This window comes from Roseateles sp. GW823-FHT07B05 (assembly GCF_058794515.1).
Map to the genome: position 1 here is coordinate 131,252 of NZ_JBXAGX010000005.1, position 24,630 is coordinate 155,881.

General features: G+C 71.4%; 24 protein-coding genes and 2 tRNA genes. 12 read left to right on the forward strand and 14 right to left on the reverse strand.

Annotated elements, in window-relative coordinates; all coding sequences use genetic code 11:
* The first annotated feature begins 66 nt into the window (after positions 1–66).
* The 4 genes from AC1Q7O_RS13005 to AC1Q7O_RS13020 are packed head-to-tail and all read left to right on the forward strand — an operon-like array spanning position 67 to position 3,898.
* The gene (locus AC1Q7O_RS13005; RefSeq protein ID WP_492659683.1) at positions 67–636 is read left to right on the forward strand and encodes a hypothetical protein; all 570 of its coding nucleotides are present in this window, start codon (positions 67–69) and stop codon (positions 634–636) included.
* On the forward strand, positions 633–1,187 hold the full coding sequence (locus AC1Q7O_RS13010) for a tRNA-uridine aminocarboxypropyltransferase (protein ID WP_492659682.1): 555 nt from the start codon (positions 633–635) through the stop codon (positions 1,185–1,187). Before AC1Q7O_RS13005 ends, AC1Q7O_RS13010 begins: the two co-directional genes overlap by 4 nt.
* Positions 1,188–1,196: 9 nt before the next feature.
* On the forward strand, positions 1,197–3,287 hold the full coding sequence (locus tag AC1Q7O_RS13015) for a protein-disulfide reductase DsbD family protein (RefSeq protein WP_492659681.1): 2,091 nt from the start codon (positions 1,197–1,199) through the stop codon (positions 3,285–3,287).
* Entirely contained in the window at positions 3,284–3,898 is a 615-nt protein-coding gene (locus AC1Q7O_RS13020) for a redoxin domain-containing protein (RefSeq protein WP_492659680.1), read from the forward strand. Before AC1Q7O_RS13015 ends, AC1Q7O_RS13020 begins: the two co-directional genes overlap by 4 nt.
* Before the next feature lie 13 nt (positions 3,899–3,911).
* On the opposite strand, the gene AC1Q7O_RS13025 is transcribed toward AC1Q7O_RS13020, so the two are convergent.
* The 3 genes from AC1Q7O_RS13025 to AC1Q7O_RS13035 all read right to left on the reverse strand — a co-directional run bounded on the left by AC1Q7O_RS13025 (position 3,912) and on the right by AC1Q7O_RS13035 (position 6,486).
* Positions 3,912–4,460 (reverse strand): hypothetical protein, encoded by a 549-nt coding sequence (locus AC1Q7O_RS13025; RefSeq protein WP_492659679.1) that lies wholly within the window; start codon positions 4,458–4,460, stop codon positions 3,912–3,914.
* A complete protein-coding gene (locus AC1Q7O_RS13030; RefSeq protein ID WP_492659678.1) occupies positions 4,450–5,502 on the reverse strand; it encodes an alpha/beta hydrolase in 1,053 nt (350 codons plus the stop codon). Before AC1Q7O_RS13030 ends, AC1Q7O_RS13025 begins: the two co-directional genes overlap by 11 nt.
* Before the next feature lie 72 nt (positions 5,503–5,574).
* Complete coding sequence (locus tag AC1Q7O_RS13035) at positions 5,575–6,486, reverse strand: glutaminase (RefSeq protein ID WP_492659677.1); 912 nt, start codon at positions 6,484–6,486, stop codon at positions 5,575–5,577.
* A 33-nt stretch (positions 6,487–6,519) separates the two neighbouring features.
* Here AC1Q7O_RS13035 and AC1Q7O_RS13040 point away from each other — a divergent pair, with 33 nt between their 5' ends.
* From AC1Q7O_RS13040 to AC1Q7O_RS13060, 5 genes are read left to right on the forward strand one after another with little or no spacing between them, the layout of a single operon-like run.
* Positions 6,520–7,431: a class I SAM-dependent methyltransferase gene (locus AC1Q7O_RS13040; protein ID WP_492659676.1), complete on the forward strand. Its 912-nt coding sequence runs from the start codon at positions 6,520–6,522 to the stop codon at positions 7,429–7,431.
* Entirely contained in the window at positions 7,425–7,907 is a 483-nt protein-coding gene (locus AC1Q7O_RS13045) for a hypothetical protein (protein ID WP_492659675.1), read from the forward strand. Before AC1Q7O_RS13040 ends, AC1Q7O_RS13045 begins: the two co-directional genes overlap by 7 nt.
* A 52-nt stretch (positions 7,908–7,959) precedes the next feature.
* The gene (locus AC1Q7O_RS13050) at positions 7,960–8,481 is read left to right on the forward strand and encodes an RNA polymerase sigma factor (RefSeq protein WP_492659674.1); all 522 of its coding nucleotides are present in this window, start codon (positions 7,960–7,962) and stop codon (positions 8,479–8,481) included.
* Positions 8,478–9,047, forward strand: coding sequence for a hypothetical protein (locus tag AC1Q7O_RS13055; protein WP_492659673.1), 570 nt, complete (start codon positions 8,478–8,480; stop codon positions 9,045–9,047). Before AC1Q7O_RS13050 ends, AC1Q7O_RS13055 begins: the two co-directional genes overlap by 4 nt.
* Positions 9,044–10,714 (forward strand): serine hydrolase domain-containing protein, encoded by a 1,671-nt coding sequence (locus tag AC1Q7O_RS13060; protein ID WP_492659672.1) that lies wholly within the window; start codon positions 9,044–9,046, stop codon positions 10,712–10,714. Before AC1Q7O_RS13055 ends, AC1Q7O_RS13060 begins: the two co-directional genes overlap by 4 nt.
* Here AC1Q7O_RS13060 and AC1Q7O_RS13065 read toward each other — a convergent pair.
* The 9 genes from AC1Q7O_RS13065 to AC1Q7O_RS13105 all read right to left on the reverse strand — a co-directional run bounded on the left by AC1Q7O_RS13065 (position 10,659) and on the right by AC1Q7O_RS13105 (position 18,551).
* Entirely contained in the window at positions 10,659–12,107 is a 1,449-nt protein-coding gene (locus AC1Q7O_RS13065) for a serine/threonine-protein kinase (RefSeq protein WP_492659671.1), read from the reverse strand. The genes AC1Q7O_RS13060 and AC1Q7O_RS13065 overlap by 56 nt on opposite strands.
* Positions 12,108–12,257: 150 nt before the next feature.
* Positions 12,258–13,130, reverse strand: coding sequence for a Tll0287-like domain-containing protein (locus tag AC1Q7O_RS13070; protein ID WP_492659670.1), 873 nt, complete (start codon positions 13,128–13,130; stop codon positions 12,258–12,260).
* A gap of 164 nt (positions 13,131–13,294) precedes the next feature.
* Positions 13,295–14,512, reverse strand: a complete 1,218-nt coding sequence (locus AC1Q7O_RS13075; RefSeq protein WP_492659669.1) for an RtcB family protein — start codon at positions 14,510–14,512, stop codon at positions 13,295–13,297.
* An 11-nt stretch (positions 14,513–14,523) separates the two neighbouring features.
* Positions 14,524–15,291: a hypothetical protein gene (locus AC1Q7O_RS13080; RefSeq protein WP_492659668.1), complete on the reverse strand. Its 768-nt coding sequence runs from the start codon at positions 15,289–15,291 to the stop codon at positions 14,524–14,526.
* Between the two features lie 51 nt (positions 15,292–15,342).
* Complete coding sequence (locus tag AC1Q7O_RS13085) at positions 15,343–16,479, reverse strand: slipin family protein (protein ID WP_492659667.1); 1,137 nt, start codon at positions 16,477–16,479, stop codon at positions 15,343–15,345.
* Positions 16,480–17,157: 678 nt separating this feature from the next.
* On the reverse strand, positions 17,158–17,718 hold the full coding sequence (locus AC1Q7O_RS13090; protein WP_492659666.1) for an HNH endonuclease: 561 nt from the start codon (positions 17,716–17,718) through the stop codon (positions 17,158–17,160).
* A 129-nt stretch (positions 17,719–17,847) separates the two neighbouring features.
* Positions 17,848–17,923, reverse strand: a tRNA-Trp gene (locus tag AC1Q7O_RS13095).
* A gap of 7 nt (positions 17,924–17,930) precedes the next feature.
* Positions 17,931–18,005: transfer RNA gene (locus AC1Q7O_RS13100), tRNA-Glu, on the reverse strand.
* Between the two features lie 366 nt (positions 18,006–18,371).
* Entirely contained in the window at positions 18,372–18,551 is a 180-nt protein-coding gene (locus tag AC1Q7O_RS13105) for a hypothetical protein (RefSeq protein ID WP_492659665.1), read from the reverse strand.
* Positions 18,552–18,720: 169 nt separating this feature from the next.
* On the opposite strand from AC1Q7O_RS13105, the gene AC1Q7O_RS13110 reads away from it, so the two are divergent.
* Positions 18,721–19,092 (forward strand): hypothetical protein, encoded by a 372-nt coding sequence (locus AC1Q7O_RS13110; RefSeq protein WP_492659664.1) that lies wholly within the window; start codon positions 18,721–18,723, stop codon positions 19,090–19,092.
* Between the two features lie 9 nt (positions 19,093–19,101).
* Here AC1Q7O_RS13110 and AC1Q7O_RS13115 read toward each other — a convergent pair whose 3' ends face one another.
* Complete coding sequence (locus AC1Q7O_RS13115; protein WP_492659663.1) at positions 19,102–21,837, reverse strand: M16 family metallopeptidase; 2,736 nt, start codon at positions 21,835–21,837, stop codon at positions 19,102–19,104.
* 157 nt (positions 21,838–21,994) lie between these two features.
* Here AC1Q7O_RS13115 and AC1Q7O_RS13120 point away from each other — a divergent pair, with 157 nt between their 5' ends.
* Both AC1Q7O_RS13120 and AC1Q7O_RS13125 read left to right on the forward strand, forming a co-directional pair.
* Positions 21,995–22,663 (forward strand): response regulator, encoded by a 669-nt coding sequence (locus AC1Q7O_RS13120; protein WP_394514023.1) that lies wholly within the window; start codon positions 21,995–21,997, stop codon positions 22,661–22,663.
* Positions 22,660–24,060 (forward strand): sensor histidine kinase, encoded by a 1,401-nt coding sequence (locus tag AC1Q7O_RS13125; RefSeq protein ID WP_492662708.1) that lies wholly within the window; start codon positions 22,660–22,662, stop codon positions 24,058–24,060. Before AC1Q7O_RS13120 ends, AC1Q7O_RS13125 begins: the two co-directional genes overlap by 4 nt.
* Here the strand turns inward: AC1Q7O_RS13125 and AC1Q7O_RS13130 are convergent.
* The gene (locus AC1Q7O_RS13130) at positions 24,017–24,601 is read right to left on the reverse strand and encodes a 2OG-Fe(II) oxygenase family protein (protein ID WP_492659661.1); all 585 of its coding nucleotides are present in this window, start codon (positions 24,599–24,601) and stop codon (positions 24,017–24,019) included. The genes AC1Q7O_RS13125 and AC1Q7O_RS13130 overlap by 44 nt on opposite strands.
* Positions 24,602–24,630: the final 29 nt, after the last annotated feature.

The window sequence follows — 24,630 nt, forward strand, 5'->3', positions numbered from 1 at the left end:
GTTTTGCCCAGTGCTGCACGGTTTTTGCGCAGGGCCGTGCCGCCGGCTGCGTCGAGAATGCGCGCCATGAAAGCCGCCCGCCGCTCCATCGCCTTCGCCTCCGGCGCCCTGCTGTTCTGCACCGGTGCGGGTGCCGCCATGCAGTACGCGGCGATTGGCCTGCCGCGCTATATCTACGCGCAGTTCGGCGGGCGCAACAGCCCGCAGGTCATGGGAGCCGAGGCGGTGGCCATCGCGCTGGTGCTGTTCGCCGTTGCCGTGGTGTGGGGCTACCTGACGCTGCGCCCGGCGCGGCGCCGCCACCGCCCCTACGTGGCCTGGATGATGGCCGGCGTCGGCCTGGCCTGGGCGGGATGGCTGATCTTCGGCGCCTTCAGCTTCGCCGTGAAGCCGCGGGCCTACTCGGCGCCGCTGCAGACCATGCTGCTGTCGTCCAACGCCGCGCCGCTGTTCGGCGCGCTGAACATCTTCGGCGTCCTCGGCGGCGTGTGGGTGGCCGGCGCGCTGGCCCGGCGCAAGCAGCTGAGCCTGCCCAGCACGCGCTCGCGCCGCCGGTCCAAGGACGCCGAGCCGACGCTGGAGCACGACTCCACCGTGTCGACGGTGGGGCCGCACACGGTGCCGCCGCCGCATTGAGCCGGCCGACCTGCGCGCGCTGCGAGCGGCCGGCCGCGACCTGCCTGTGCGCCACGCTGCCGGTGCCGCCGCTGGCGCACCGCACGGAGCTGCTGATCCTGCAGCACCCGGCCGAGGCCGGCCATGCGAAGAACACCGCGCTGCTGCTGACGCTGGGGCTGCAGCACGCCCGGCTGCTGCGTGGCGAGGTGTTCGATGCCGCGCTGGCCACTCCCGGCACGGCGCTGCTGTACCCCGGCGAGGGCGCCCCTGGCGCGGCGGCCGACGTGCGCCGCCTGATCCTGCTGGACGGCAGCTGGCGCCAGAGCCGCCGCCTGCTGGCCGCCAACCCGTGGCTGGCCACGCTGCCGCGCGTGAGCCTGCCGGCGCTGCCCGGCCGCTACGCCATCCGCCGCGCGCACCGGCCGGGCCAGCTGTCGACGCTGGAGGCCGGCCTGCATGCGCTGGCGCTGCTGGAGGGCGGGGCGGAGCGCTTCGCGCCGCTGTGGACAGCATTCGACGCATTTGTTCATGCGGCCCTGTCACGACGGGGTGAAACGGGTTTGACCTAGGATTTCGGGATGTTCTCGTTCCTGCGCCCCGTTTCCCTGGCCCTGCTGGCCGCCCCGTTGCTGGCCTGGGCCGCGCCGCCCGAGGCCGCGACCGAGCATGTGCAGGCCCGCCTCGTGTCCAGCCAGGCTGCCGTGGCGCCGGGCCAGCGCTTCACGGTGGCGCTGGAACAGAACATCAAGGCGCACTGGCACACCTACTGGCTGAACCCGGGCGACTCAGGGCAGGCCACCACCATCGACTGGACCGGCACCCAGGCCGGCCCCATCCAGTGGCCCACGCCGTCGGTGCAGGCCATCGGCCCGCTCGTCAACTACGGCTACGAGGGCCGCCCCGCGCTGCTGGTGGAGCTGACCGTGCCGGCCGACGCGAAGCCGGGTGGCCGCTTCCAGCCCGGCGCCGAGGTGCGTTGGCTGGTCTGCAAGGACGTCTGTATCCCCGAACAGGTCAGCCTGGGCCTGGACCTGCCGGTGGCCGCCCAGCCCAAGGCCGGTCCGGATGCGGCGCAGATCGACGAATGGCGCCGCGCCATTCCGCAGCCGGCGCCGTTCGCGGTGCAACTCAAGGCGGCGCCGCAGGGCGTGCGGCTGAGCGGGCCGGCGGCGGGGGTCACGAAGGCGTACTTCTTCGCCGACACCTGGGGCGCCGTCGCGCACAGCGCGCCGCAGGCGCTGAAGGCCGAGGGCGGTGGCTGGGCGCTGGACCTGCCCGCGGGCGACGACCCGGTGAAGCCGGGCCAGCCGCTGTCCGGCGTCGTCGTGCTGACCACGGCGGCCGGCGAGCAGGCCTGGACGGTCTCCGCGCCCATGCCGGAAGGCGCCGGCAAGGGCCCCGGCCCGGCCGACCTGAGTGCCCCGGCCGCGGCCCCCGCAGCCCCCACAGCACCCGCGGCCGAGTCGGACCTGGGCCTGCTGCCCGCGCTGGCGCTGGCGCTGGTGGGCGGGCTGATCCTGAACCTGATGCCCTGCGTGTTCCCGGTGCTGTCCATCAAGGCGCTGGCGCTGGTCCGGCACGGCGACCACAAGGCCGAAGGCCTGGCCTACACGGCCGGCGTGCTGCTGAGCTTCGCCGCGCTGGCCGGCGTGCTGCTGGCGCTGCGCGCCGGCGGCCAGCAGGTGGGCTGGGGCTTTCAGTTCCATTCGCCGGTGTTCGTGCTGGTGGTGGCCTACCTGCTGTTCCTGGTGGGCCTGAACCTGTCGGGCTTCTTCGACGTGGGCGGCAGCTTCACCGGCATCGGCTCCGGGCTGGCGTCCCGGCAGGGCCTGGCGGGCAGCTTCTTCACCGGCGTGCTGGCAGCGGTGGTGGCCACGCCGTGCACGGCGCCGTTCATGGGCGCGGCGCTGGCGTTCGCGCTGGCGCAGCCGGCCGTGGTCATGCTGGCGGTGTTCCTGGCGCTGGGCCTGGGGCTGGCGCTGCCGTTCCTGGTGCTGGCCTTCTGGCCGGCGGCGCAGCGCTGGCTGCCGCGGCCCGGCGCGTGGATGGACACCTTCAAGCAGGCGCTGGCCTTCCCGATGTATGCCGCCGTCGTCTGGCTGCTGTGGGTGCTGGCGCAGCAGGCCGGGCCGGACGGCGTGGCGCTGGCGCTGGGCGGGCTGGTGGTCATGGCCTTCGGCCTGTGGTGGCGCAATGCCAGCGGCGCGAGTGCCGTGGGCACCACCGCGGCGGTTGCCGGCGTCGTGCTGGCGCTGGGGCTGTCGACGGCGATCAAGCCGGTCGACGCGGCCACGCCGGCTGCAGCCGCCACCCACGAGGCCTACAGCGCCGAGCGCCTGGCCGAGCTGCGCGCCCAGAACAAGCCGGTGTTCGTCAACATGACGGCGTCGTGGTGCATCTCCTGCCTCGTCAACGAGCGCGTGGCGCTGTCCCGCCCGGAGGTCAAGGACGCCTTCGCCAAGGCCGGCATCGCCTACCTCAAGGGCGACTGGACCCGCGAGGACCCCGCCATCACCGCCGTGCTCAAGGCCCACGGCCGCTCCGGCGTGCCGCTGTATCTCTTCTACGCGCCGGGCGCCGCCGAGGCGCAGGTGCTGCCGCAGATCCTCACCCCCGGCCTCGTCATCGAGGCCATTGCTTCCACCCCCGCCCCCCGGAGTTCGCCATGACGATGAATCCTGTTCGCCGTGCCCTGTTCGCCGCCGTGCTGGCCGCGCCGCTGCTGGCTGTCGCCAACGCCAACGTGGAGGCGCCCGCGCCCGCGTTCACGGCGACCACCGCCGACGGCAAGACCGTCAACCTGGCCGACTACAAGGGCAGGACCGTGGTGCTGGAGTGGACCAACCATGACTGCCCCTACGTGAAGAAGCACTACGGCAGCGGCAACATGCAGAGCCAGCAGAAGGACGCCACCGGCCAGGGCGTCGTCTGGCTGCAGGTGATCTCGTCGGCGCCGGGCCAGCAGGGCTTCGTCGACGGCGCGACCGCGAAGAAGCTCAACGCCGACCGCGGCGCCGCGCCCACCGCGACGCTGCTGGACCCCAGGGGCGAGCTGGGCCGCCTGTACGGCGCGCAGACCACGCCGCACGTCTACGTCATCAAGGGCGACGGCACGCTGGCCTACAAGGGTGGCATCGACAGCATTCCCAGCGCCAAGGTCGAGGACATCGCCAAGGCCGATCCCTACGTGAAGCTGGCCCTGGCCGACGTGGCCGCCGGCCGCAAGGTGGAGAAGGCGTCGACGCGGCCGTACGGCTGCTCGGTGAAGTACGCCAGCTGACGGCGGCAGGCGCTCACTCGGCCGGCAGCCGCTGCACCGTCACCCAGACGCTGCCGCTGTTGTTCCAGTTCAGCAGCGGGATGTCGTTGGCGAACAGCGCGACCTTGCCGGCGTCCTGCAGTGCCAGCACCTGCCCCTGCGGGCCGACGCGCATGCTGCGGCAGGCACCGTCGGTGAGCAGGGCCACGCCCAGCGTCATGTAGGGCTCGTCCGGCATGCGCTTGAAGGTGGCCCCCAGCTTCATCGGCAGGCTGTCTTTGCCGTCGTCGCCGGCCAGCGGGTCGACAGGAAGGCGATGCCAGTCGTTCCACTGCTGGCCACCCGGCACGTCGATGCGATAGCGGTCGCCCGCCGCCAGCGCGAGCGGCAGCGGCGTCTCGCGCCGTGCGGCCTCGACGCGCACCTGGCAGGTCTGCCCGACCGGCAGGCGCCCGCCCTGCACGCATACGGCGTCCGTCGGTGGGGCGCTGTCGGTCGCCGGCACCGGCGCGGCACATGCCGACAGCAGGGCCGACAGCGCCAGTGCTGCCAGCCGGCCCGGTGGCCGAGCGTCAATCGCCATCGGTGCCCGGCGGAACGCCGACGTAGCAGACGGCGCCGTCTGCATCGCACCCGGCCACGTAGACCTGGCGCGGGTACTCCTGCCCCTGGATGTCGGCCTCGGAGCCGAACATGCGCTTGAATGCCAGGCGGGTCTTCTTGGCCAGCTTGCCGTAGACGAAGTAGCCATGACCGCCCAGCCCCACCGGCGAGCGCGTGAAGCACACGTAGCGCACGATGCCGTTGCGCACCAGGGCGCTTCCGGGGTCGGTGCCCAGCTTGGTCTGCTGGCCGTCGACGATGTAAGCGCCGAACAGCACCGAGTCGCCCTCGTTGTAGGTCACGAAGACCTGGCCCCGGGGGCGCAGCCGGCTCACCCAGTCGGCATGGCCGGCCGCGCGCACGCAGGGTGCCACCAGGGCGATGTTCTGCGCTGCGCCCAGCGCCTCGCGGGCGGCCGCGATCTCCAGCGTGTACTGCAGATAGTGGTTGCCCAGGCTGTGCGCCGCGACGCTGAAAGGCTGTGCCCCAGCCTGCAGCCGGGCCATCGCCATGAGCCGCAGGAAGCGGGCCAGCGCGTCCACGGAGTCCTGTGCGTTGTTCTTGGCCTGCCGGTAGCGCTGCGCCTTCTGGACGATCTTGCTGTCCGTGCGGTTGGAGGCGCTCACGCCGGCGAGGTCGTCGTCATCGCCCGGGTTGTCGTTGTGCGTGTCGGGCAGGTCCCCGCCGTTGGGCAACTGCCCCTCCGACGGCCAGGAGAACCCGATCACCGCCACGCCGTACAGCTGCTCCAGCGTGGCGCAGCGGTCGAAGCAGCGGGCGGGCGTGTTGTTGTTGCCGTGGATGTAGAGCAGCACGGGCCGTGGGCCCGTGAACACCTGCAGCAGGGCTGTGCCGATCTCGGCGTCGCCGGCCTGGCTGACGACCTGCTGCAACGACCAGCCGCCCGGCGCGCCGGGCGTGGCCTGGGCGATGCTCAGCGCGGTCTGCGCGGGCGAGAAGGCAGCGCTGAAGCCGGGGCTGCCGCCGTTGTCCGTGACGTGGCGGTTGGTGACGACGAGCATCGGGGTGTCCTGTCGAATGTCGGTGCGCGGCAGTGTCCGGGGGGGCGGCAGTACCGGCATCCCCAGCATTGCCTAGAACACCGACAGCCCCGTCTTCGCGACGAACAGCTCCAGCGCCTGGCGCCCCAGCAGCGAGTTGCCGGTGGCGTCCAGCGCGGGAGACCACACGCACAGCGTCAGGTGGTCCGGCACGACGGCGACGATGCCGCCGCCCACGCCGCTCTTGCAGGGCAGGCCGATGCGGAAGGCGAACTCGCCGGCCGCGTCGTAGGTGCCGCAGGTCAGCATCAGCGCGTTCACGCGCCGCGTCTGCGCAGGGCTCAGCACCGGCGTGCCGGCCAGCGGGTGGCGGCCGTCGCGGCACAGGTAGCCGGCGGCGCAGGCCAGCTGCTCGCACGTCATCGCAATCGCGCACTGGTTGAAGTAGACGTCCAGCACGGTGGCGATGTCGTTGTCCAGCGTGCCGAAGCCCTTCATGAAGTTGGCCAGCGCGGTGTTGCGAAAGCCCGTCTCGGCCTCGGACCGCGCGACCTCGGCGTCGATCTGCACCGGCTCGCCGCACAGCCGCCCCAGCAGCGCCAGCAGCTCGGCCTTGCCGTCACCCAGGCTGACCAGCCGGTCCGCCACGGCAATTGCGCCGGCGTTGATGAAGGGGTTGCGCGGGATGCCGCGCTCCGTCTCCAGCTGCACCAGCGAGTTGAACGGCGTGCCCGACGGCTCGCGGCCGATGCGGTCCCAAAGCGCCTCGCCCAGCGCCTTGATGGCCAGCGTCAGCGAGAACACCTTGGACACGCTCTGGATGGAGAACGGCACGGCGCTGTCGCCGGCCTGCGCCACCTCGCCCGCGCAGGTGCGCAGCGCGATGCCGAACTGATGTGGCGACACCCGCGCCAGCGCCGGGATGTAGCGGGCCACCTGGCCTTCCTGGCCCAGCAGCGGGCGCAGTTCGGCGTTGATCTGGTCGAGCACGAGCTGGAAGTTCATGGGGCCGATTCTGTCGCCGGGACAATGACGCCCATGCAAGCCCTGCTCGACGCCATTGCCGCCGCCCCCGACCTGCCCACCGATGCCTGCCGGCTGTTCCACGGCCGCGGCGGGCGCTTCCCCGGCTGCGAACACCTCGCGCTGGATGCCTTTCCTCCCGTGCTGCTGCTGACGTCGTTCAAGCCGTTGGACGACGCGGCGCTGGCCGCCGTCGGCGCTGCGCTGGCCGCGCGCTTCGGCGCCGCGCTGAACTGGGTCTACCAATGCCGCGGCGAGGGCGCCGAGACGCGGCTGATGGCCGGCACGGTGCCCGAGCCGCACGTCGTCACCGAGGCCGGCACGCGCTACCTCGTGCACCTGCTGCGCGGCCAGAACCACGGCCTGTTCCTGGACATGGCCGAGGGCCGGCGCTGGGTGCGCGAGCACGTGAAGCCCGGCGCCAAGGTGCTGAACCTGTTCGCCTACAGCTGCGCGTTCTCGGTCGTCGCGCTGCAGGCCGGCGCCGCCGAGGTGGTCAACGTGGACATGGCGTCGGGCGCGCTGGCCACCGGGCGCACCAACCATGAACTCAATGGCGTGAAGACGGGCGCCAAGTTCCTGGCCCACGACATCTTCAACTCCTGGGGCAAGCTGACGCGCGGCGGCCCCTACGACCTCGTCATCTGCGACCCGCCCAGCTTCCAGAAGGGCAGCTTCGTCGCCACCAAGGACTACGCGCGGCTGGCCAAGCGCCTGCCCACGCTGCTGGCGCCGGGCGGCCAGGCGCTGCTGTGCCTGAACGCGCCGGAGCTGGGCGAGGCCTTCCTGCGCGATGCCGTCGAGCAGAGCGCGCCCGAACTGCAGTTTGTTGGGCGCGTGGCCAATCCGGCGGTGTTCGCCGACGTGTCGCCGGACCGTGGCTTGAAGGTCGTGGCCTACCGTGACCCCCGCGGCCTGCCATGCTGACAGTCCTGTCCGCAGCGGCAGCCCTGGCTTGCGGCGTCCTGCACATCGAGGAGCAACGGCCGGCGCAGATCGTGGCGTGTGAGCTGGAGAACGCAGGGGAGGGACGCCAAACGTGCCGGCAGCACGAGGGGGCGGCGCAGCCGCTGTTCGAGACCGAGAACGCGACAGTGGCCCGCCTACTGTTCTCCCTGTCCGCGCATACCGACGAAGCCACGGTGCTGCAGGCGCTGCGGCAGTACAAGAGCAGCGCGTTGCCCGAGACCCGGTGCGACGACCGCCGCGTCACCAGCGGCCGCCGCTGGGCGATCCCGCTCAGATCGACCGCGAATGGCGGATTCCCCGTGCTGGAGGTGCAGTTCGTCGGTGGCAAGGTGGCTAGCGCGAGATGGCAGCCGACGGCCACGCTGATGTTCAACGCGTCCTACATCGTGGTCGCTGGCCCAGGTTGGGTGCCGCCACCAGAGATCGGCCCTTGAACTCGGACGTGCCGGCTGTAAGAAATCCCGCAGCGCCGTCACTACCTGCTGCATGACCGCTGATTCCTCGCAGGACGCGCTGTACCGCCAGGCCCTCGCCGCCCATGGCGCCGAGCTGGCGCGTTGCTGCCACGGCTACGAGCGCGACGCGGCGTTGCGCCAGGAGCTGCAGCAGGAGCTGCACCTGGCGCTGTGGCAGAGCCTGAAAGGCTTTCGCGGCGACTGCTCGCTGCGCACCTGGGTCTACCGCGTCGCCCACAACGTCGGCGCGCGCCACGTGCAGCAGCACGCGGGCAAGGGCCCGATGCTGGCGCTGGACGAGATCGAGCACCTGCCCGACGAGCGGCTGGACCCCGGCCACACCGAGCGCCGGCTGGACCTGCAGCGCGTGATGGCGCTGGTGCACCGGCTCGCGCCGCTGGACCGCGAGCTGATGCTGCTCTACCTGGAAGGCCTGGACGCCGCCGGCATGGCCGACATCACCGGCCTGTCGGCCCGCAACGTCGCCACCAAGATCCACCGCATCAAGACGCTGCTGGCCCGCCAGCTCGCCGCACCCGGGAGCCCCCGATGAGCATCGATGAAGACGCGCGCCTGCTGTGGCGCGAGCAGGCCGCACCCGCGTTGCAACCGCTGCCGGCCGACGCGCTGGCGGCGCAGGCCCGCCGGCTGCAGCGCATCGTGGGCCGGCGCAACCGCCGCGAGACCGTGGCCGCCGCGCTGGTGGCCGTGGTGTTCCTGGCTTATGCCTGGCTCTTTCCGCACTGGCTGACGAAACTGGGCGCGCTGCTCACCGTGGCGGGCGTGGGCGTCATGCTGTGGCAGTTGCGCCGCCGTGCCTCGGCGCAGCCGCTGCCCGAGGCGCTGGCCGCCTCGCTGCTGCAGTTCCAACGCGCCGAGCTGGCCCGGCAGCGGGACGCGCTGCGGTCAGCCTGGCGCTGGTACGTGGCGCCGCTGGTGCCGGGGCTGGTGCTGTTCCTGTGCGGGCGGCAGATCGAGAACGGGCAGTGGCGGCCGGGCGTGTTCGTCGCCACGGTGGCGGTGCTGGCCGCCATCGTGTGGATCAACCGGCGCGCGGCGAATCGGCTGCAGCGCGAGATCGATGACCTGGACACCCTGACCCGCGAGGAGATCCGATGAAACCCCTGACTCTTGCCGCCGCGCTGGCGCTGCCGATGTGCCTGCAGGCCGCCGTGCCCGGCAGCGATGCCGATGTCGACCGGCTGCTGGCCGCGCGGCTGGACGGCGACCGCACCGGTGCCTGCGTGCAGGCCGCCGTCATCGAGCCGGGCCAGGTCTGGCGCGCCCGCCGCTGCGCCGGCACGCGCGCCGACAGCCCGCCGGCGGCGGACGCGGCCTTCGAGATCGGCTCCGTCAGCAAGACGATGGTCGCCGCGCTGGTGGCCGGGCTGGTGGACAGCGGCCGCTGGTCGCTGGACGACCCCATCGCCCGCCACCTTCCTGCCGGCACCGACGTACCGCGCCAGGGCGAGCGCCAGATCCTCGTGCGGGACCTGCTCACGCATGCCAGCGGCCTGCCCGTGCTGCCGGCCGACATGCAGGGCGGCACGCAGGCCGACCCCTACGCCCGGCTGACCGAGGCCGGCCTGCTCGCGTCGCTGGGCAAGACCCGGCTCACCCGCGCCATCGGCAGCCAGGCCGAGTACTCCAACTTCGGCACGATGGTGCTGTCGCTGGCGGTGGCGCGCAGCCTGGGCGGCGACCTGGAGGCCGCGCTGCGCGAGCAGCTGTTTCAGCCGCTGGGCATGGCCACGGCCTACATCGCGAAGCCCGGGCGCGCTGCACCCGCCACCGGCCATCTGCCCGACGGGTCGCCCGCGCCGGCCTGGACCATCGCGACCAACCTGGCCGGCGTCGGCATGGTCAAGGCCACGCTGGACGACATGGTGCGCTATGCGCGCGCCCAGCTCGGCGACGGCCCGCCGGCGCTGGTGGCGCGGCTGCGGCGCACGCAGCAGCCGCTGGCGCATGGCTTCGGCATGAACTGGCTGCTGCAGCAGACGCAGGGCCGCGCCTGGGTGCTGCACGAGGGCGGCACCGGCGGCTTCTCGTCGGCCGTGATGCTGGAGCCGGCGAGCCAGCGCGCCGTCGTGCTGCTGGCCGACACGTCGCTGACCGACCTCGGCGGGCTGGGCGACCTGGGGGCCGCGCTGCTTGGCCTGCCGGTGCCGCTGCAGCCGCGCCGGGCCGTCGACACGCCGCCCGCGCTGCGCCAGGCGCTGGCGGGCGACTATGCGCTGGGCGCGATGACGCTGACCATCCGCGACGCCGACGGCCGGCTGACGGTGCAGGCACCGGGCCAGCCGGCGTTCGAGCTGCGCCGCGACAGCCGGGGCGACTTCTACCCGCTGGGCCTGCCCGCGCTGCTGCGGCCCGAGCCGCCGGCACCCGGCCAGCCCGTCGCGCGCTTCACCTGGCATCAGCTGGGCGGCGTGACACCGGCGCGCCGCATGGGCCTCGTGGAGGCGCCGCCCAGCATCAGCAACCCCGCCTGGCGCGACTGGGCCGGCGAGTTCGAGCTGGCGCCGCAGTTCAGCCTGAAAGTGTTCGAGCGTGACGGCCAGCTGATGGTGCAGGGCAGCGGCCAGCCGGCGATCGTGGCGACCGTGGCTGGTACCGACCGCATCGAGGTGCCGGCGGTCGGGGCCGTCGTGGCGTTCGAGCGTGATGCCGGTGGCCGCGTCGTTGCCGCCGTGTTGAAGCAGGGCGGCCAGTCGCTGCGTGGCCCGCTCAGGGCAGCTGTGCCAGCGCCTTCAGCAGCTTCTCGCGTGCCGCCGGGTCGCTGACCGCCTCGGCCAGCCGGTTGAAGAACACCGCACGGCTGTCCGTGCCGGTCGCGGCGCGCTTGACCAGCACCTTGGCGATGGGCCCCACGTGCTGGGCCAGCAGCGGCACGGCGCGGTCCAGCAGCGCATCGTTGACGGGCCCGCCCAGCGTCGTGCCGCCGGCCGAACCGGCGGAGCCGGCCGTGCTGCGGGTGCCGGGCGACGACGGCGCGCCGCTGGTGCCGCCGGCCGTGCGGCCGCTGCCGCCGGTGACCTGGCTGGCCTGGCCCAGGAAGGCGTCGCGGGCACGCGGGTCGGCCACCTGTTCGGCCAGCCGGGCGTACAGCTCGTGCAGGTCACTGCACTCGCGCGCCGCGCGGCGCACCAGCACGCTGGCCAGCGGGCCCACGTGCCGGGCCAGCGTCTGCTCGGCCTGCGTCAGCTGGGCCTTGTCCCAGTGCGACGGCGGCGGTGCGCCGCTGGACGCGCTGGAGACCGACGGTGGTGCCAGCGTGGGCGTCAGCGGCGAGCGGGCGGGGCGGGGCGGCGCCATCAGCAGCGTCTGCTCCCAGGCCGAGTCGTCGACGCTGCGGCCGATGGCGCCGGCCAGCGCCTGCTTGAACTCGAACGTCGTCGCGAAGCGGTCGGTGGGCCGCTTGGCCAGCGCGCGGGCGACGATGGCGTCGAACCAGCCGGGGCGCTCGGCGCCCTCGACGATGGACGGCGGCTCCGGCGCGTCGTTGACGACCTTGTACATGAGCGCCTCGGTCGTGCCGGCGAATGGTGCGCGGCCGGTCAGCAGCTGGTACAGCACGACGCCGGCGCCGTAGATGTCCACGCGCCGGTCCATGGGCTTGCCGAGGAACTGCTCGGGCGCCATGTGGCTGGGCGTGCCCACCATGTAGTGCGTCTGCGTGAGGTGCTGGGTCTCGATGCGGGCGATGCCGAAGTCCGCCACCTTGAGCCGGCCGTTGGCCATCAGGATGATGTTGGCCGGCTTCACGTCGCGGTGCCAGACGCCCTTCTCATGCGCATGGCCCAGCGCGTCCAGCAGCTGGCTCATGATGCCGACGATGTCGGTGTCGGTGAAGCGCACCTTGGCCGTCAGGTAGCTCGCCAGCGAGCGGCCCTCGACGAACTCCATCGCGATGTAGGCCACCTGCTGGTCGCGCCCGAAGTCGTAGACGGCCACGATGCCCGGATGGCCCAGCCGCCCGGCGGCCTGCGCCTCGTTGCGAAAGCGCGAGGCGGGCGCGCCGGGGCTGTCGTCCTCAGCGTCCAGCCCGGTGCGGATGGTCTTCAGCGCGACGGTGCGCTGGATGTCGGGGTCGAAGCCCTTGTAGACGACGCCCATCGCGCCTTCACCGAGCACGTCGGTGATGCGGTACTTGCCCAGCTGCGCGGGATGCTTCATGTGAGCCCCTCGTCCCGCGCGTGCGCGGACCGGTCCCCCGAGGGGACGGCGATGCTTGCCGGGTCGACCGGCAAGCACATCGCCAGAGGGGCCGGCTTGGGAGCGGCCCGGCGCTCGGCCCGAATGCCCCGGTTCAACAAGGCGAGTTCATCAGGCATCGAGCAACTTCATGGCCTGCACGACCGAGGCGCGCATGCGCGAGAACGAGTCGGACAGCGTGGCGATCTCGTCGCGGCCGGCGGCCTTGAACTCGGGGGCGTCCAGGTCGCCCTGGCTGACGCGGTCGGCCAGCGCCGACAGCCGCGTGACGGGGCGCACCACCAGCAGCCAGATCATCAGGTTCAGCACGATGCCCGCGGCGACGAACACGCCCACCAGCGACGCGAGGAAGACCTTGAACACGTTGTCCGCCCGCTGCATGGGCACGCCCAGCGGCACGGAGACGATCTGCGCGCCGATGACCTCGTTGAGCTGCCAGCCGAAGCCGTTGGCCGGGCCGTACTGGGCCACCATGGTGGCGGGTGCGGCCTCCACGCTGCTGTGGCAGGCCAGGCACGCGGGGTCGGTGATGCGCAGCGGGCGGGCGATGTACAGCGACGGGCCGGCTGGTGTGTCGCGCGTGCCGGAGGTTTCCTTCAGGTCGGCGGCGCTGCGGAACTGGCCCACGATGTCGGCCTCCCAGCTCGTCGCCTTGTCACGCGGGTTGGTGGGGTTCAGCGTCGCCTCCTTGTAGGCGAACTCGGGGTGCTTGGCCAGCAGCGTGCCCAGCACCTCGGTGGCGGAGAAGCTGGGCACCGTCTGCGGCAGGAACTTCTCCGTCATCTGCGCCACCAGCAGCGGCTTGATCTGCGTGTTGGTGTAGCTGCGCACGGCCAGCGCCTTCTCCATCAGCATCTGCGCGCTGGCGATGGTTTCCTGCTTGGCGTTGTCCTGCAGCAGCTGACGCGCGATGTAGCCGCTCAGCGCGATGCCCAGGCTCATGACGAGCAGGTAGACCAGGTTGAATTTGGCGAGCAGTTTCATGGGGACCTCGGGCGGCGGGGTGTTGCTGTCGTTGTGGGGCTTGCCGGGCCAGGGGCCGAATGGTAGTGGCTGGGCGGCGGCGGCTGGCGGGCAGGTCCCCAAGAAAAGGGGCGAAAAAAAGGGCGCCCGACTCGCGTCGGGCGCCCTGGGATGGCGCGGTGTCATCAACCCTTCACGCACACCACCTGCTTGAGCGTGTGCACCACGTCCACCAGCTCGCGCTGGGCGGCCATGACGGCATCGATGTCCTTGTAGGCGGCGGGCGTCTCGTCGATGACGTCCTTGTCCTTGCGGCACTCGACGCCTTCAGTGGCGGCGCGGTGGTCGGCCAGCGTGAAGTGGCGCTTGGCGTCGCCGCGGCTCATCACGCGGCCGGCGCCGTGCGAGCAGCTCTCGAACGAATCGGGGTGGCCCTTGCCGCGCACGATGTAGCTGCGCGCGCCCATGCTGCCCGGGATGATGCCGAGCTGCCCCTGTTTGGCGCTCACCGCACCCTTGCGGGTCAGGTAGACCTCCTGGCCGAAGTGCGTTTCCTTCTGCACATAGTTGTGGTGGCAGTTCACCGCCTCGATGTGGCTCTGGAAGTTCTTGTGGATGACGGTCTTGGCCGCTTCGATGACGCGCTTCATCATCAGCTCGCGGTTGATGGCCGCGAACTTCTGCGCCCAGCCGACCGCGCGCACGTAGTCGCCGAAGTAGCGGCTGCCTTCCTCGAAGTAGGCGAGATCGCGGTCCGGCAGGTTGGCCTGGTGGCGCAGCGCGTCCTGCTTGGCCAGCTCGATGAACATCGTGCCGATGAAGTTGCCCACGCCGCGCGAGCCCGAGTGCAGCATGAACCACACCGCGCCCGCTTCATCCAGGCAGACCTCGATGAAGTGGTTGCCCGAGCCCAGCGTGCCGAGGTGCTGGATGTGGTTGGTCTTGGCGATCTTCGGGTAGTCGCGGCACAGCTCGGTGAACTCGGGCTCCAGCTGCGCCCAGGCCGTGTTGACCGAGCCGGGCGGCTTCTGCCAGGCGCCCGGGTCGCGGTTGCCGGGCGCGCGGCCGTGCGGCACGGCGCGCTCGATGGCCGCGCGCAGCTGGCCGAGGTTGTCGGGCAGGTCCTCGGCCGTCAACGTGGTCTTGCAGGCCATCATGCCGCAGCCGATGTCCACACCGACGGCGGCCGGGATGATGGCCTTGACGGTGGGAATGACGGAGCCGACGGTGGCGCCGATGCCGAAGTGAACGTCCGGCATCGCGGCGATGTGCTTGAAGACGATGGGCAGGCGGGCCGCGTTCTGCAGCTGGCGCCTGGCCGACTGCTCGACGGGCACGCCCTGCGTCCACATCTTCAGCGGCACGCCGCCGGGGACGTCTTCGTGGATGTGTTGGGGGTCCATGGTTTGTTCTTTCAGTTGTGCCACAGGTTGTCGAGCACCGCGTCCACCATCAGTGAAAACGGCATGCATCCCTGTGCGGGGACTTGATCGACTTGGGCAATGAATTCAGGGTGATGCAGCTTCTCGATGAAGGCCGCTTGGGTGTTGGGCGCCAGGATCCAGGTCTTGAAAGTCGCCTGCAGCGCCGGACGGTCCTCCGCAAACGCACTACTGAGCCGGAACTTCGGCCAGAAATCCCAGTACGTGCTACGAACGAACTGCGCCGTCGATACAGGGCTCTGATGCGCCAACCAATGTTGAAGCAGTGGTTGCACGGCGCGCTCGCCTGCGTCCGCCATGATCAGCAGCGACAGCGGATCGGACGACCAGCCCCAGAAGCCGCCACCGTTCAGCTGGTGATCGAAGTACGCGAGCATGAATGCGTCGAGGACGTCGTTCTCTTCTGAGCTGAACGAACCTGCGGGGCAGCGGCCCACGCGGTCCAGGGCCAGCTCAGGCGAAAGATGCGTTTCCTCGCCGGCGGCCAGGAGTTCCAGCCAACGCGGCAGAAGGTATTTGATTTCTTCTGCCGGCTGCACCAGATCGCCCATGGCGCCATTGCAGTATTCGTAGAAGTGGCGTGTGCTGATCTTGCGCAGAGGCAGCGCCCGCATCTCTCGTTCGAGTTCGTCGGGCATGCAGCAGGACGTACAGACGTTGAGAGGTCCGCAAGGCGCCTTGCTGGCTTTAAACACCTCGTAGGCGCGTTCGACTGCGGCGTGCAATGCAGGCGTAGTCATGATGTCTCCTTGGGTTGAGAGCCCCTGCCGGCGAACCGGCAGGGGCGGCACTCAACGCAGCTTCACCAGCCCGTTGAGCACCTGGTCCAGACCTCCGAACACGGAGATCTTGTCGATGCGCTCGGCGACGCGTTCCAGCGTTTCCAGCTCCTTCAGGCGCAGCGCGACGGGGTTGTCCTCCATCACCTTGGCCGTGTTGAGCAGGGCACGCGTCGCCGCGGTTTCCTCGCGGCGGCGGATCACGTTGGCTTCAGCGGCCTTGCCGGCCTCCACCACCTGGGCCAGGATGGTTTTCATCTCGCCCGGCAGCACGATGTCCTTCACACCCACGCCGTCCAGCTGCAGGCCCAGGCCCGCCAGCTTAGGGCTGACGTGAGCGGTCACGACCTCGTCGATGACCGACTTGTTCTCCAGCAGCTCGTCCAGCGTGCGGGTGCCCACCGCCGCCCGCAGCCCGAACTGAAGCTCGCGGTAGAGGTGGTCCGCCGGCTTGGCCAGCTGCTCGAACGCGCGCAGCACGTCGGTGTAGCGCCAGGTCGCCGAGAGGTTGAGCCGCAGCGCGACCTTGTCGCGGGTCAGGATTTCCTGGCCCGTGACTTCGAGCGCCTGCAGCCGCAGGTCCACCAGATCCACCGCGACGTTGCGGCCGAACTTCCAGAACGCATGCGCGCCGGGTTCGAGCAGCCGCACCAACTGGCCGTCCACGCGCAGCAGGCCGGCGCCGGCTTCCGGCACCTCGACCTGCAGCACGCCGGCCAGGCCGGTCACCGCGCGCGGCCGCAGTTGCGGCTGCGCCAAGCGCGCCGCAACGTCGGCCGGCAGCTCGGCGGACGCACGCAGGTCGATCACGTCGACCTGCACGTCCACCAGGCCGCGCCAGTACAGGCGCCGCGTGGCGGGCGGCAGCACCTCGACCAGCACGCCGTTCTCGGCGCGCAGGCCGGCTTCGTGCTCGCCCAGCTCGACGCGCAGGAAGTGCGCGTCGACGACGGCCGGCTCGCTGGCCATCAGGTAGTCGGTCAGCGGGTGCACGAAGACCGGCGCGCCGAGGTTGAAGCGCTCGACGGTCAGCGTGTCCAGGCCGGCGAACAGCCAGTGCGTGCCGGGCTGCAGCACGCGCTCGAAATCGCCATTGCGCAGCAGCAGGCCGCGCTCGTTCTTCTTCACAGTCACACGCTTGATCGTCATGGTGTTCTCCTTGTGGTGACGCGTGTTGGGGAAATGCAGACTCGGTCCTGCCGCCATGCAGCGCGCCCCGATTTGGGAAGGGCCGCAAGGCGCGAACCGCAGCCATGGCGTGTGCCATGGCGAGGATTCGCAACGCCGCGGCTCGCCCAAAGCGGGGATGCGATGCGTGCGGCAGGGCTGGGTCTGCGTTTCCATAGGGTGCCGTTACAGCGACCCGTGCGGACGCCGGATGCCTGGGCCCCGGGGGCCACGGTGCGCGTCGAGCGCCTCCTCCCTGAAGGTGCTCCCGGCTGGCCGTGGATACGGGGCCCCGCTTGCCCGGCGCGCGAGCGCGGGCCGCTGATGCGCGATCCGGCCGGGGCCGGGGCGCACGTTCGGCGGGGTGGTCTTGCGACCGTTGCTTCCTGCATGGGAAATGCAAGGTTTTGGAGTGGGAGTCGAACCCACGACACACGAATTACGAGTTCGTTGCTCTACCGCTTGAGCTATCCAAGTGGTCGTGAAGATGGGAATCGAACCCAAGGCCTTGCGGCCCAACCCTGCTTCACGGGCTATCCGCGATTCCGGCGGGCGCGGCATACGCCCGGACGACGGGCGGACCCGGTCCCGGCGCACCGGTGAGGCGTGGGAACCCCGACCTGTGAGCGCTTCGCCTTCCTCGGCAGATTCGTTGCCGCCTCAGCTGAGGCGAGATCCTTTCGGCAGGCGCGCGGCCAGCCAGTCGTGCACGTCGGCGCGGATGTGCCGGCCCTTGAGGAGGAAGTCCTCGAAGCGGCTCGGCACGAACGGCGCGAACAGCAGCGGCATGCGGGCCTCGTCCGGCGTGCGGGCGGCCTTGCGCGCATTGCAGGCGCGGCAGGCCGCGACCGTGTTCATCCAGCTCAGCGCGCCGCCCCGGCTGGCCGGCACGATGTGGTCCACCGTCAGCACGCGCGCCTCGAAGCGCTGGCCGCAGTAGGCGCAGGTGCAGCGGTCGCGCTTGAGCACCTTGGCCTTGCCGTAGACCGGCGTCAGCTCGAACAGGTTGACGCGAGACGCGCCGCGCAGCGCGACGATGGCCGGCACCTCCAGCCTCGACTGGCGGCCCGTGGCGCTGTTGAATCCACCGCGCAGCACGGCCAGCGGCCGGTCGCCGGCGAACCAGACCACGGCGCCGGTGGCAACCAGGCAGGCCGCGTGCTCCACCGAGATCCAGGCCTGGGGCTGGCCGGTGATGTCCAGTTGCAAGACGTCGTGCATGGCGGCCTCCTTTCCTTGGGCTGGGCACGGTGGATGAAAAGGTTGTCGGTGACGGGTTCCGACGCCGCCCAATCGTTGCGGCCGGTTTGCGCCCCTCGAAGCGTGAGTTCGCCAAGGGGCTTCGTTGATTGGCTGGCCATGCAGGACTCGAACCTGCAACCTTCGGGTTTGGAAACCGCAGCGCTGCCAGTTGCGCCAATGACCAAGGGGATTGGTGCCCCGTGCGGGAGTTGAACCCGCCTCTTCAGCTTGAAGGGCTGAGGACCTCACCGGAAGTCCAACGGGGCCATGGAAAACCATCTCGGCTGTGTCCACACGCGACGCGGCCGGCCTGCGCAAGCCGGAGATGCGTCGCTGCACGCGACAGGCGGCCGCCCGAGCGCACATGCACACCGGGCCGGCCGGTGCTTGTGCGTGGGCACACCCGAGATGGGGCAGGGCAGCCGAGTGCATGACTCGGCGCCTGCCAGTTGTTGATCGCAGTGCTGGCCGTAGTGCCGGCGCTGCCATCGATGCGAGTTGTGAAAGAGCAGGCGCTGCGCATGCGCAGCGGCAACGGGGCAGCCCCGTCGCTGTGGCCGTTGATCGGCCGGAAAAACAAAGGCCCGGTTCCTTGCGGAAACCGGGCCTCGAATGAGCGTGGAAGGTCGGCGTCAGCCGGGTCCTTCACCCGATGGATGGATGTCATGGCTCTCACGACCGGAGTCATGCGCATAGGCGACCGGGGCGAATTTGCCCGCCAGCTGCCATCCCTGCGCCTGCGCCATGCGTGCGTCGCCGCACAGGCTCTGCGAGCCTGTGAATGCAATGACGGTGACGAGAGGGCGGTTCATGGCGGAGGGCGAAAGCGGTTCGGTCGTCGGTTGGGGTTGATCGTGGGCGCTCAAGTGCTTTGAGCGAATCCATGCATTGTTAAAAATGTTCACGCCGCGGTCAAGCGCAGTCGACCACCTAGAATGAGTGTGAAGTGTTTTCACAACACTCCGCCTTCCACCTCAAGCCGTGTCCAGCCCCGCCACCATTCGCCGGCTCAACGCGCTCGCGTTGTTCCAGACCTTTGCCGAGGCCCGCATCACCGCGGGTGATCCGCCCAAGGGCCTGGAGGCCGCGTGGGCGGCGCGCATCGGCGTCAGCGGGGCGACGTGGTCCATGGCCAAGAGCGGCGCGCGGCCCATCGGCGACAAGCTGGCGCGCCAGATCGAGCACCACTGCGACAAGCCGGCCGGCTGGATCGACGAGGAGCGCGAGCCCACCGGCCTCACGCCGGCCGAGCAGCAGTTCCTGGCGCTGGCGTTGAAGACCTACCGCACCACCAACAGCGACGGGCGCAAGCGGCTGCGCCTGCTGCTGAAGGAGTTCGGCAGCGGCGGCTGACGCCTCGCGTCACTTCGCGGCCGGTTTCCTGTCGAAGTCGCCGGCCCACGACCAGTTGGCCTGGCCCGGCGCGATCCAGCGGCGGATGGCCGCATTCACCTGCGCCAGCGTCGTCGCCGCGAGGCGGGCCTCGTGCTCGGCATCCCAGGCGAACTGGCGGCCGCGCTGCAGCTGGTCGGTCAGTGCGCCGGCGACGGCGTTGTCCTCCGCGCGCCAGGTGTCGTTCTCGGCCTTCATGGCGCGCTTGGCCGTCTCCAGCTCGGCCGGCGTGATGCCGTCGCGCACCAGGCGGGCCAGCTCCTCGTCCAGCGCCGCCTGCACGCGTGCGCGGTTCTCGGGCGCGAAGATCGCGGCCCAGCCCAGCTCGCCGTGGGCCTCGAAGCTGGAGGCGTTCAACCAGGCGGCCACACCGTAGGACAGGCCGTCCTTCTGGCGCAGCCGGGTCAGCAGCCGCGAGTCGAAGCCGCTGGCGCCCAGCACATGCGCCGCGATGCGCAGTGCCGGGAAGTCGGCGTCACCGTCGCTGAGCGGCAGCTTCAGGCCGGCGAAGACCATGGCGTTGGCCTTGTCCTTCAGCGCCTCGTTCAGCACCAGGCCCTGCGCCTTGGGCAGCGGGTCGGGCAGCCGTTCGTAGGGTTGGGGCGAGGCCCAGCCGCCGAACAGCCGCGCCAGCAGCGGCTTGACCTCGGCCGGGTCGAAGTCACCCACCAGCGCCAGCTCGCCGTCGCTGGCGCCCACCAGCGCGCGGTGGAAGGCCTGCAACTGCTCGGGCCGCAGCGCCTTCAACGCGGTGATGGCCTCGGCAAAGCTACGCGCCCGGCGCGGGTCGTCGGCGGGCAGGTCCGCGCTCAGCGCCTGCCGCAGCCGCTGCGACGCCACCGCCTGCGGCTGCTGGGCCGATTCCTCCAGGCTGGCCTGCTTCTGCCGCACCAGCTGCTCCACCTCGGCCGGCGGGAAGCTGGGTTCGCGCAGCACCTCGGCCATCAGCGTCAGCGCCTCCACGAGCTGGGGCCGGCGGCTGCTGAGCGTCACGTTGAGGCCGCGCGTCGCGTCGCTGCTGACGGCCAGGCGGGTCTTGAGCTGGTCCAGCCGGTCGCTGAGCTGCGCGCGGGTGCGCTGCGCCGTGCCCAGCGGCAGCGCCTCGCCCAGCAGCGCCGCCTCCGTGCGCTTGCCGCGCAAGCCGTCCAGCGTGCCGTAGTGCAGCGCCAGCGACAGCTCCACCGTCTGGCCGCGCGAGCGCTTGGGCAGCAGCGCCACCCGCAGCCCGTTGGCCAGCTGCAGCCGCTCGGTGCGGCGGTCCAGGTTGGCGGGACTGGCGTCGAACGCCTCGCCGGCACTGACGGCGGTCTTGGGCACGTAATCCTTCAGCGCCTCGGCGGCCGGCACGGGCAGGGCCAGCGGCGTACGTTCGGGTGTGGCGGTGGCGTACAGCCGGCCCAGCGTGCGATTGCTCGGCAGCAGCCACTGCCGCAGCGTCGCGTTGACGCCGTCCACCGTGGCCGCCTCGACGCGGTTGCGCAGCTGGAACAGCAGACGCCAGTCGCCGGCCGCGATGGCCTCGGACAGCTCCACGCACAGCTGCTGCGGGTTGGCCAGCAGCTCGTCGAAGCTCTTGGCCCACTGGGTCTGCGCGCGCTGCAGCTCTTCGGCGGTGATCGGGTCCTTCAACAGCCCCTCCACGGTGTCGACCAGCAGTTGCTGCGCGCGGTCCACGTCGTTGTCCGACTTCAGCGCCAGGCCCAGGTTCAGCAGGCCCGGCTCGGCCGTGCGGCCGGCCCAGCCGAAGGCCTGGGCCGCCAGGCCGGGCTCGACGGCGCGCCGGTGCAGCCGGCCGGTGGGCGTGTCGGACAGCGCCGTCACCGCGACCTCGAACGCGGCGTAGTCGGGGCTGGCCAGCGCCGGGATGTGATAGCTCGCCAGCACGCCCTGCTGGGCGCTGACGCGGCGCAGCGTGACCAGGCGCTCACCCTCCTGCACCGGCTCCACGGTGTAGGTGGGCGACAGCGGGCGCGTGGGCCGGGGCAGCGCGCCGAACAGCCGCCGCACGTCGGCCAGCGTGCGTTGCGGGTCGAACGCGCCGGCGACGATGAGCGTCGCGTTGTCGGGCTGGTAGTAGCGCTTGTAGAAGGCTTGCAGGCGCGGGATGTCGACGTTCTCGACGTCGGACCGCGCGCCGATGGTGCTGCGGCCGTAGGCATGCCACTGGTAGGCCGCGGCGTGCGTTCGCTGCACGAGGATGCCCATCGCGCTGTTCTCGCCGGCCTCCATCTCGTTGCGCACGACGGTCATCTCGGTGTCCAGGTCGCGCTTGAGCACCTGGGCGCCGGTCATGCGGTCGGCCTCGATCGCCAGCGCCCAGCGCAGCGTCGCCGGGTCGGCCGGGAAGGTCTCGTAGTAGTTGGTGCGGTCGACGTTCGTGGTGCCGTTGAACTGCATGCCGCGCTTGGACAGCTCGGCACCGACGTTGGCGTGCTGGCGCGTGGTCTTGAAGGCCAGGTGCTCCAGCAGGTGGGCCATGCCGGTCTCGCCGCTGCCCTCGTGGCGGCTGCCGACGCGGTAGGTCACGTTGACCGTCATCGTCGGCTTGGTGGCGTCGGGGATCAGCAGCACCTGCAGCCCGTTGGGCAGCCGGTACTCCTGCACGCCTTCCGCCTCGCGCACGGGCGCCTGCGGCGCGGCGGGCGCGGCCGCCGCCAGCAGGGGCAGCCACAGGGTGATCAGGGCAAGGCGCGAAGGCAGGTGCATGGCAGGACCGATGGGCGGGAAGCAGCAGGGGGTGGCACCAGCATAGCGGCGCGTTAGGCCGGCTGACGGCGTGGTGGCGGCGTGGCTTGCCGCGGGCTGTCGGCGGCCGACAGCCCGGCGTCAGCGCCTGCCGGCGTCTCGCGCCATACTTGCCGCCATGCGCATCCTGCTCGTTGAAGACGACGAACAACTTGTCGAAACCACTGCCCGCGCGCTGCGTTCGCAGGGCTGGGTGGTGGACTGCACGGCCCGTGGCGAGCCCGTGCCACGCTCGCTGCGCGAGGACGCCTACGACCTGCTGATCCTGGACATCGGCCTGGCCGGCATCGACGGCTTCGAGACGCTGCGCCGCGTGCGCGCCGAGGGGCTGGCCGTGCCGGTGCTGATCCTGACCGCGCGCGACGCCGTCGAGGACCGCGTGCGCGGCCTGGAGGGCGGGGCGGACGACTACCTCGTCAAGCCCTTCGCGCTGACCGAGCTGGTGGCCCGCGCCCGCGCGCTGGTACGCCGCAGCCAGGCCCGCACCAGCAACCAGCTGCAGCTGGCCCGCCTGCGCATCGACCAGGAGGCGCGCCGCGCCTACATCGAGGACGAGCCGCTGGCGCTGTCCGCCCGCGAGTGGGACGTGCTGGGCTTCCTGATGGCGCGCGCCGGCAAGGTGGTGCCCAAGGAGCACATCGCGCTGGCCAGCAACGCGTGGGACCAGGGCGTCAGCGACAACGCCATCGAGGTCTGCCTGTCGCGCCTGCGCGCCAAGATCGAGCCGGGCGGCGTGCAGCTGCGCACCGTGCGTGGCCTGGGATACCTCCTCGAAGAAATAGGGTGACCGTGGCTGACCGGCCGCGCTCCAGCCTGCAGCGCCGGCTGTTCGTCTGGTTGATGCTGCCGCTGCTGGTGGTGCTGCCGGCGCTGGGCGCGGCGCTGTACCAGCAGGTGCAGCAGAGCGCGCAGAGCTGGCTGGACGAAGGCCTGGAGGACACCGCGCTGACGCTGGCCGGCCAGATCGACCTGCGCAGCGGCGCGCCCAGCATCGACATCAGCGCCACGATGGACCGCGCGCTGCGCTTCGACCGTCAGGACGACGTGTTCTACCTGGTGCTGGGCCCGCGTGGCGAACTGCTGCAGGGCGATGCGGGGCTGGCGGAGCTGCAGCCGCGGCCGCTGCCGCAGGCAGCGGGCAGCGCTTACTACGGCGATGTGCGGCTGCGCGACCGCGAGCTGCGCCTGGTGCAGCTGGGGCGCGACTGTGGCGACGGCGCCTGCCAGGTGCTGGTGGCCGAGACGCTGCACAAGCGCGACGCGCTGCAGCGCGAGATCGCCACCTACGTCGCGCTGAACGGCGGTGCGCTGGCCGTGCTGCTGGCGCTGGCCAGCTGGTGGGCCGTGCGCCAGGGACTGACACCGCTGACGGTGCTAAGTGCCGAGCTGGAGCGGCGCGACCTGCACCGCCTCACGCCGCTGACGGCGCGGTTGCCGCGCGAGCTGGTGCCGCTGCAGTCGGCCTTCAACCGGCTGTTCGAGCGCCTGTCGCGCGCGGCCGGTGCGCAGCGCGAGTTCCTGGCCGATGCGGCCCACCAGCTGCGCACGCCGCTGACCTCGCTGCAGACCGAGATCGAACTGGCCATGCTGGAGCCGCATGACCAGCGCGTGGACCCGTTGCTGGAGCGGCTGCGCCTGCGCGTCGTGCGCAGCGCGCGGCTGGCGCAGCAGCTGCTGTCACTGGCGCGCGCCGAGGACCGTAGTGTGGACGTGGGCCAGCGCATCGACCTGCGCGACATCGCCACCGAGAGCGGCCAGGACTGGGCCCACCGCAGCCTGCCGTCGGGCGTTGACCTGGGCTTCGAGCTGGCCGAGGCACCGGCGCTGGGCCACGCCTTCCTGCTGCGCGAGGCGCTGGAGAACCTCATCCACAACGCCGTCAGCTACGCCGGCGCGGGCGCGCGCATCACGGTGCGCTGCGGCACTGACGCCGACGGCCCCTGGCTGGAGGTGGAGGACAACGGCCCCGGCATCGCGCCGGCCGACCGGCCGGCGGCCATGCAGCGCTTCCGCCGCGGCGACAAGGCCAGCGGCGCCGGCAGCGGCCTGGGCCTGGCCATCGCGGCCGACATCGCAACTCGCCATGGCGGCCAGCTGGTGCTGCTGGACGCCCATGGCGGGCCGGGCCTGCGCGCGCGGCTCAGCCTGCCGCTGCCGCCGCAGGACCCGTCGCCAGCTGCTTGAACAGGTTCATCGCGACCACCACACGCCGGCCCGGCGTTGCCGGCACCTCGTGCATCGCGATGCCGGGGAACATCACCAGCGTGCCCGGCTGCGGTTGGTAGGCGCTGGTCTTGGAGAACACCAGCGGCGCGCAGCCCGGTTCGGCCTCCAGGTAGACGACGCAGCTCAGGTCGGCCGGCCAGTGGTTGTGCGGGGCCGTGTAGTCCGCCTGCTCGTAGATGGCGCCCCAGCAGTGCGTGACGAGCATGTCCAGCCCCAGCGCGGTGAGGTCGCCCGACCAGGCCGCCGGCGCCGCGGCGCGCGCGATCTCCACGACGCTGGCGCAGAGCGGCAGCAACTTGGCGTTGAGCAGGTGGCTCTTCCACGGGCTCATGTAGGTCGCCTTGACGTTGGAGTCGGGCGACTGCGGGTGGCTGGTGCGCAGCTCGTCAATCGCCTCGCGCGCAAGCTGCAGGCGGTCGGCGATGGGGCCTAGCTCGGCGATGACGACGGGCAGCTCGGTCTGGATGCTGGCGCCGACCAGGCGCACGGGGGTGTTCATCGGCCCATTCTGCCCGTGACAAATCTGCC

Bases quoted from the DNA above. Each gene is read 5' to 3' on its own strand.
- AC1Q7O_RS13035 (WP_492659677.1), bottom strand. From the start codon at position 6,486: ATGAACTTCCAGCTCGTGCTCGACCAGATCAACGCCGAACTGCGCCCG.
- AC1Q7O_RS13025 (WP_492659679.1), bottom strand. From the start codon at position 4,460: ATGGCGATTGACGCTCGGCCACCGGGCCGGCTGGCAGCACTGGCGCTG.
- AC1Q7O_RS13090 (WP_492659666.1), bottom strand. From the start codon at position 17,718: ATGCACGACGTCTTGCAACTGGACATCACCGGCCAGCCCCAGGCCTGG.
- AC1Q7O_RS13005 (WP_492659683.1), top strand. From the start codon at position 67: ATGAAAGCCGCCCGCCGCTCCATCGCCTTCGCCTCCGGCGCCCTGCTG.
- AC1Q7O_RS13030 (WP_492659678.1), bottom strand. From the start codon at position 5,502: ATGCTCGTCGTCACCAACCGCCACGTCACGGACAACGGCGGCAGCCCC.
- AC1Q7O_RS13040 (WP_492659676.1), top strand. From the start codon at position 6,520: ATGCAAGCCCTGCTCGACGCCATTGCCGCCGCCCCCGACCTGCCCACC.
- AC1Q7O_RS13065 (WP_492659671.1), bottom strand. From the start codon at position 12,107: ATGAAGCATCCCGCGCAGCTGGGCAAGTACCGCATCACCGACGTGCTC.
- AC1Q7O_RS13080 (WP_492659668.1), bottom strand. From the start codon at position 15,291: ATGACTACGCCTGCATTGCACGCCGCAGTCGAACGCGCCTACGAGGTG.
- AC1Q7O_RS13085 (WP_492659667.1), bottom strand. From the start codon at position 16,479: ATGACGATCAAGCGTGTGACTGTGAAGAAGAACGAGCGCGGCCTGCTG.
- AC1Q7O_RS13115 (WP_492659663.1), bottom strand. From the start codon at position 21,837: ATGCACCTGCCTTCGCGCCTTGCCCTGATCACCCTGTGGCTGCCCCTG.
- AC1Q7O_RS13045 (WP_492659675.1), top strand. From the start codon at position 7,425: ATGCTGACAGTCCTGTCCGCAGCGGCAGCCCTGGCTTGCGGCGTCCTG.
- AC1Q7O_RS13075 (WP_492659669.1), bottom strand. From the start codon at position 14,512: ATGGACCCCCAACACATCCACGAAGACGTCCCCGGCGGCGTGCCGCTG.
- AC1Q7O_RS13060 (WP_492659672.1), top strand. From the start codon at position 9,044: ATGAAACCCCTGACTCTTGCCGCCGCGCTGGCGCTGCCGATGTGCCTG.
- AC1Q7O_RS13105 (WP_492659665.1), bottom strand. From the start codon at position 18,551: ATGAACCGCCCTCTCGTCACCGTCATTGCATTCACAGGCTCGCAGAGC.
- AC1Q7O_RS13120 (WP_394514023.1), top strand. From the start codon at position 21,995: ATGCGCATCCTGCTCGTTGAAGACGACGAACAACTTGTCGAAACCACT.
- AC1Q7O_RS13130 (WP_492659661.1), bottom strand. From the start codon at position 24,601: ATGAACACCCCCGTGCGCCTGGTCGGCGCCAGCATCCAGACCGAGCTG.
- AC1Q7O_RS13070 (WP_492659670.1), bottom strand. From the start codon at position 13,130: ATGAAACTGCTCGCCAAATTCAACCTGGTCTACCTGCTCGTCATGAGC.
- AC1Q7O_RS13020 (WP_492659680.1), top strand. From the start codon at position 3,284: ATGACGATGAATCCTGTTCGCCGTGCCCTGTTCGCCGCCGTGCTGGCC.
- AC1Q7O_RS13015 (WP_492659681.1), top strand. From the start codon at position 1,197: ATGTTCTCGTTCCTGCGCCCCGTTTCCCTGGCCCTGCTGGCCGCCCCG.
- AC1Q7O_RS13050 (WP_492659674.1), top strand. From the start codon at position 7,960: ATGACCGCTGATTCCTCGCAGGACGCGCTGTACCGCCAGGCCCTCGCC.
- AC1Q7O_RS13055 (WP_492659673.1), top strand. From the start codon at position 8,478: ATGAGCATCGATGAAGACGCGCGCCTGCTGTGGCGCGAGCAGGCCGCA.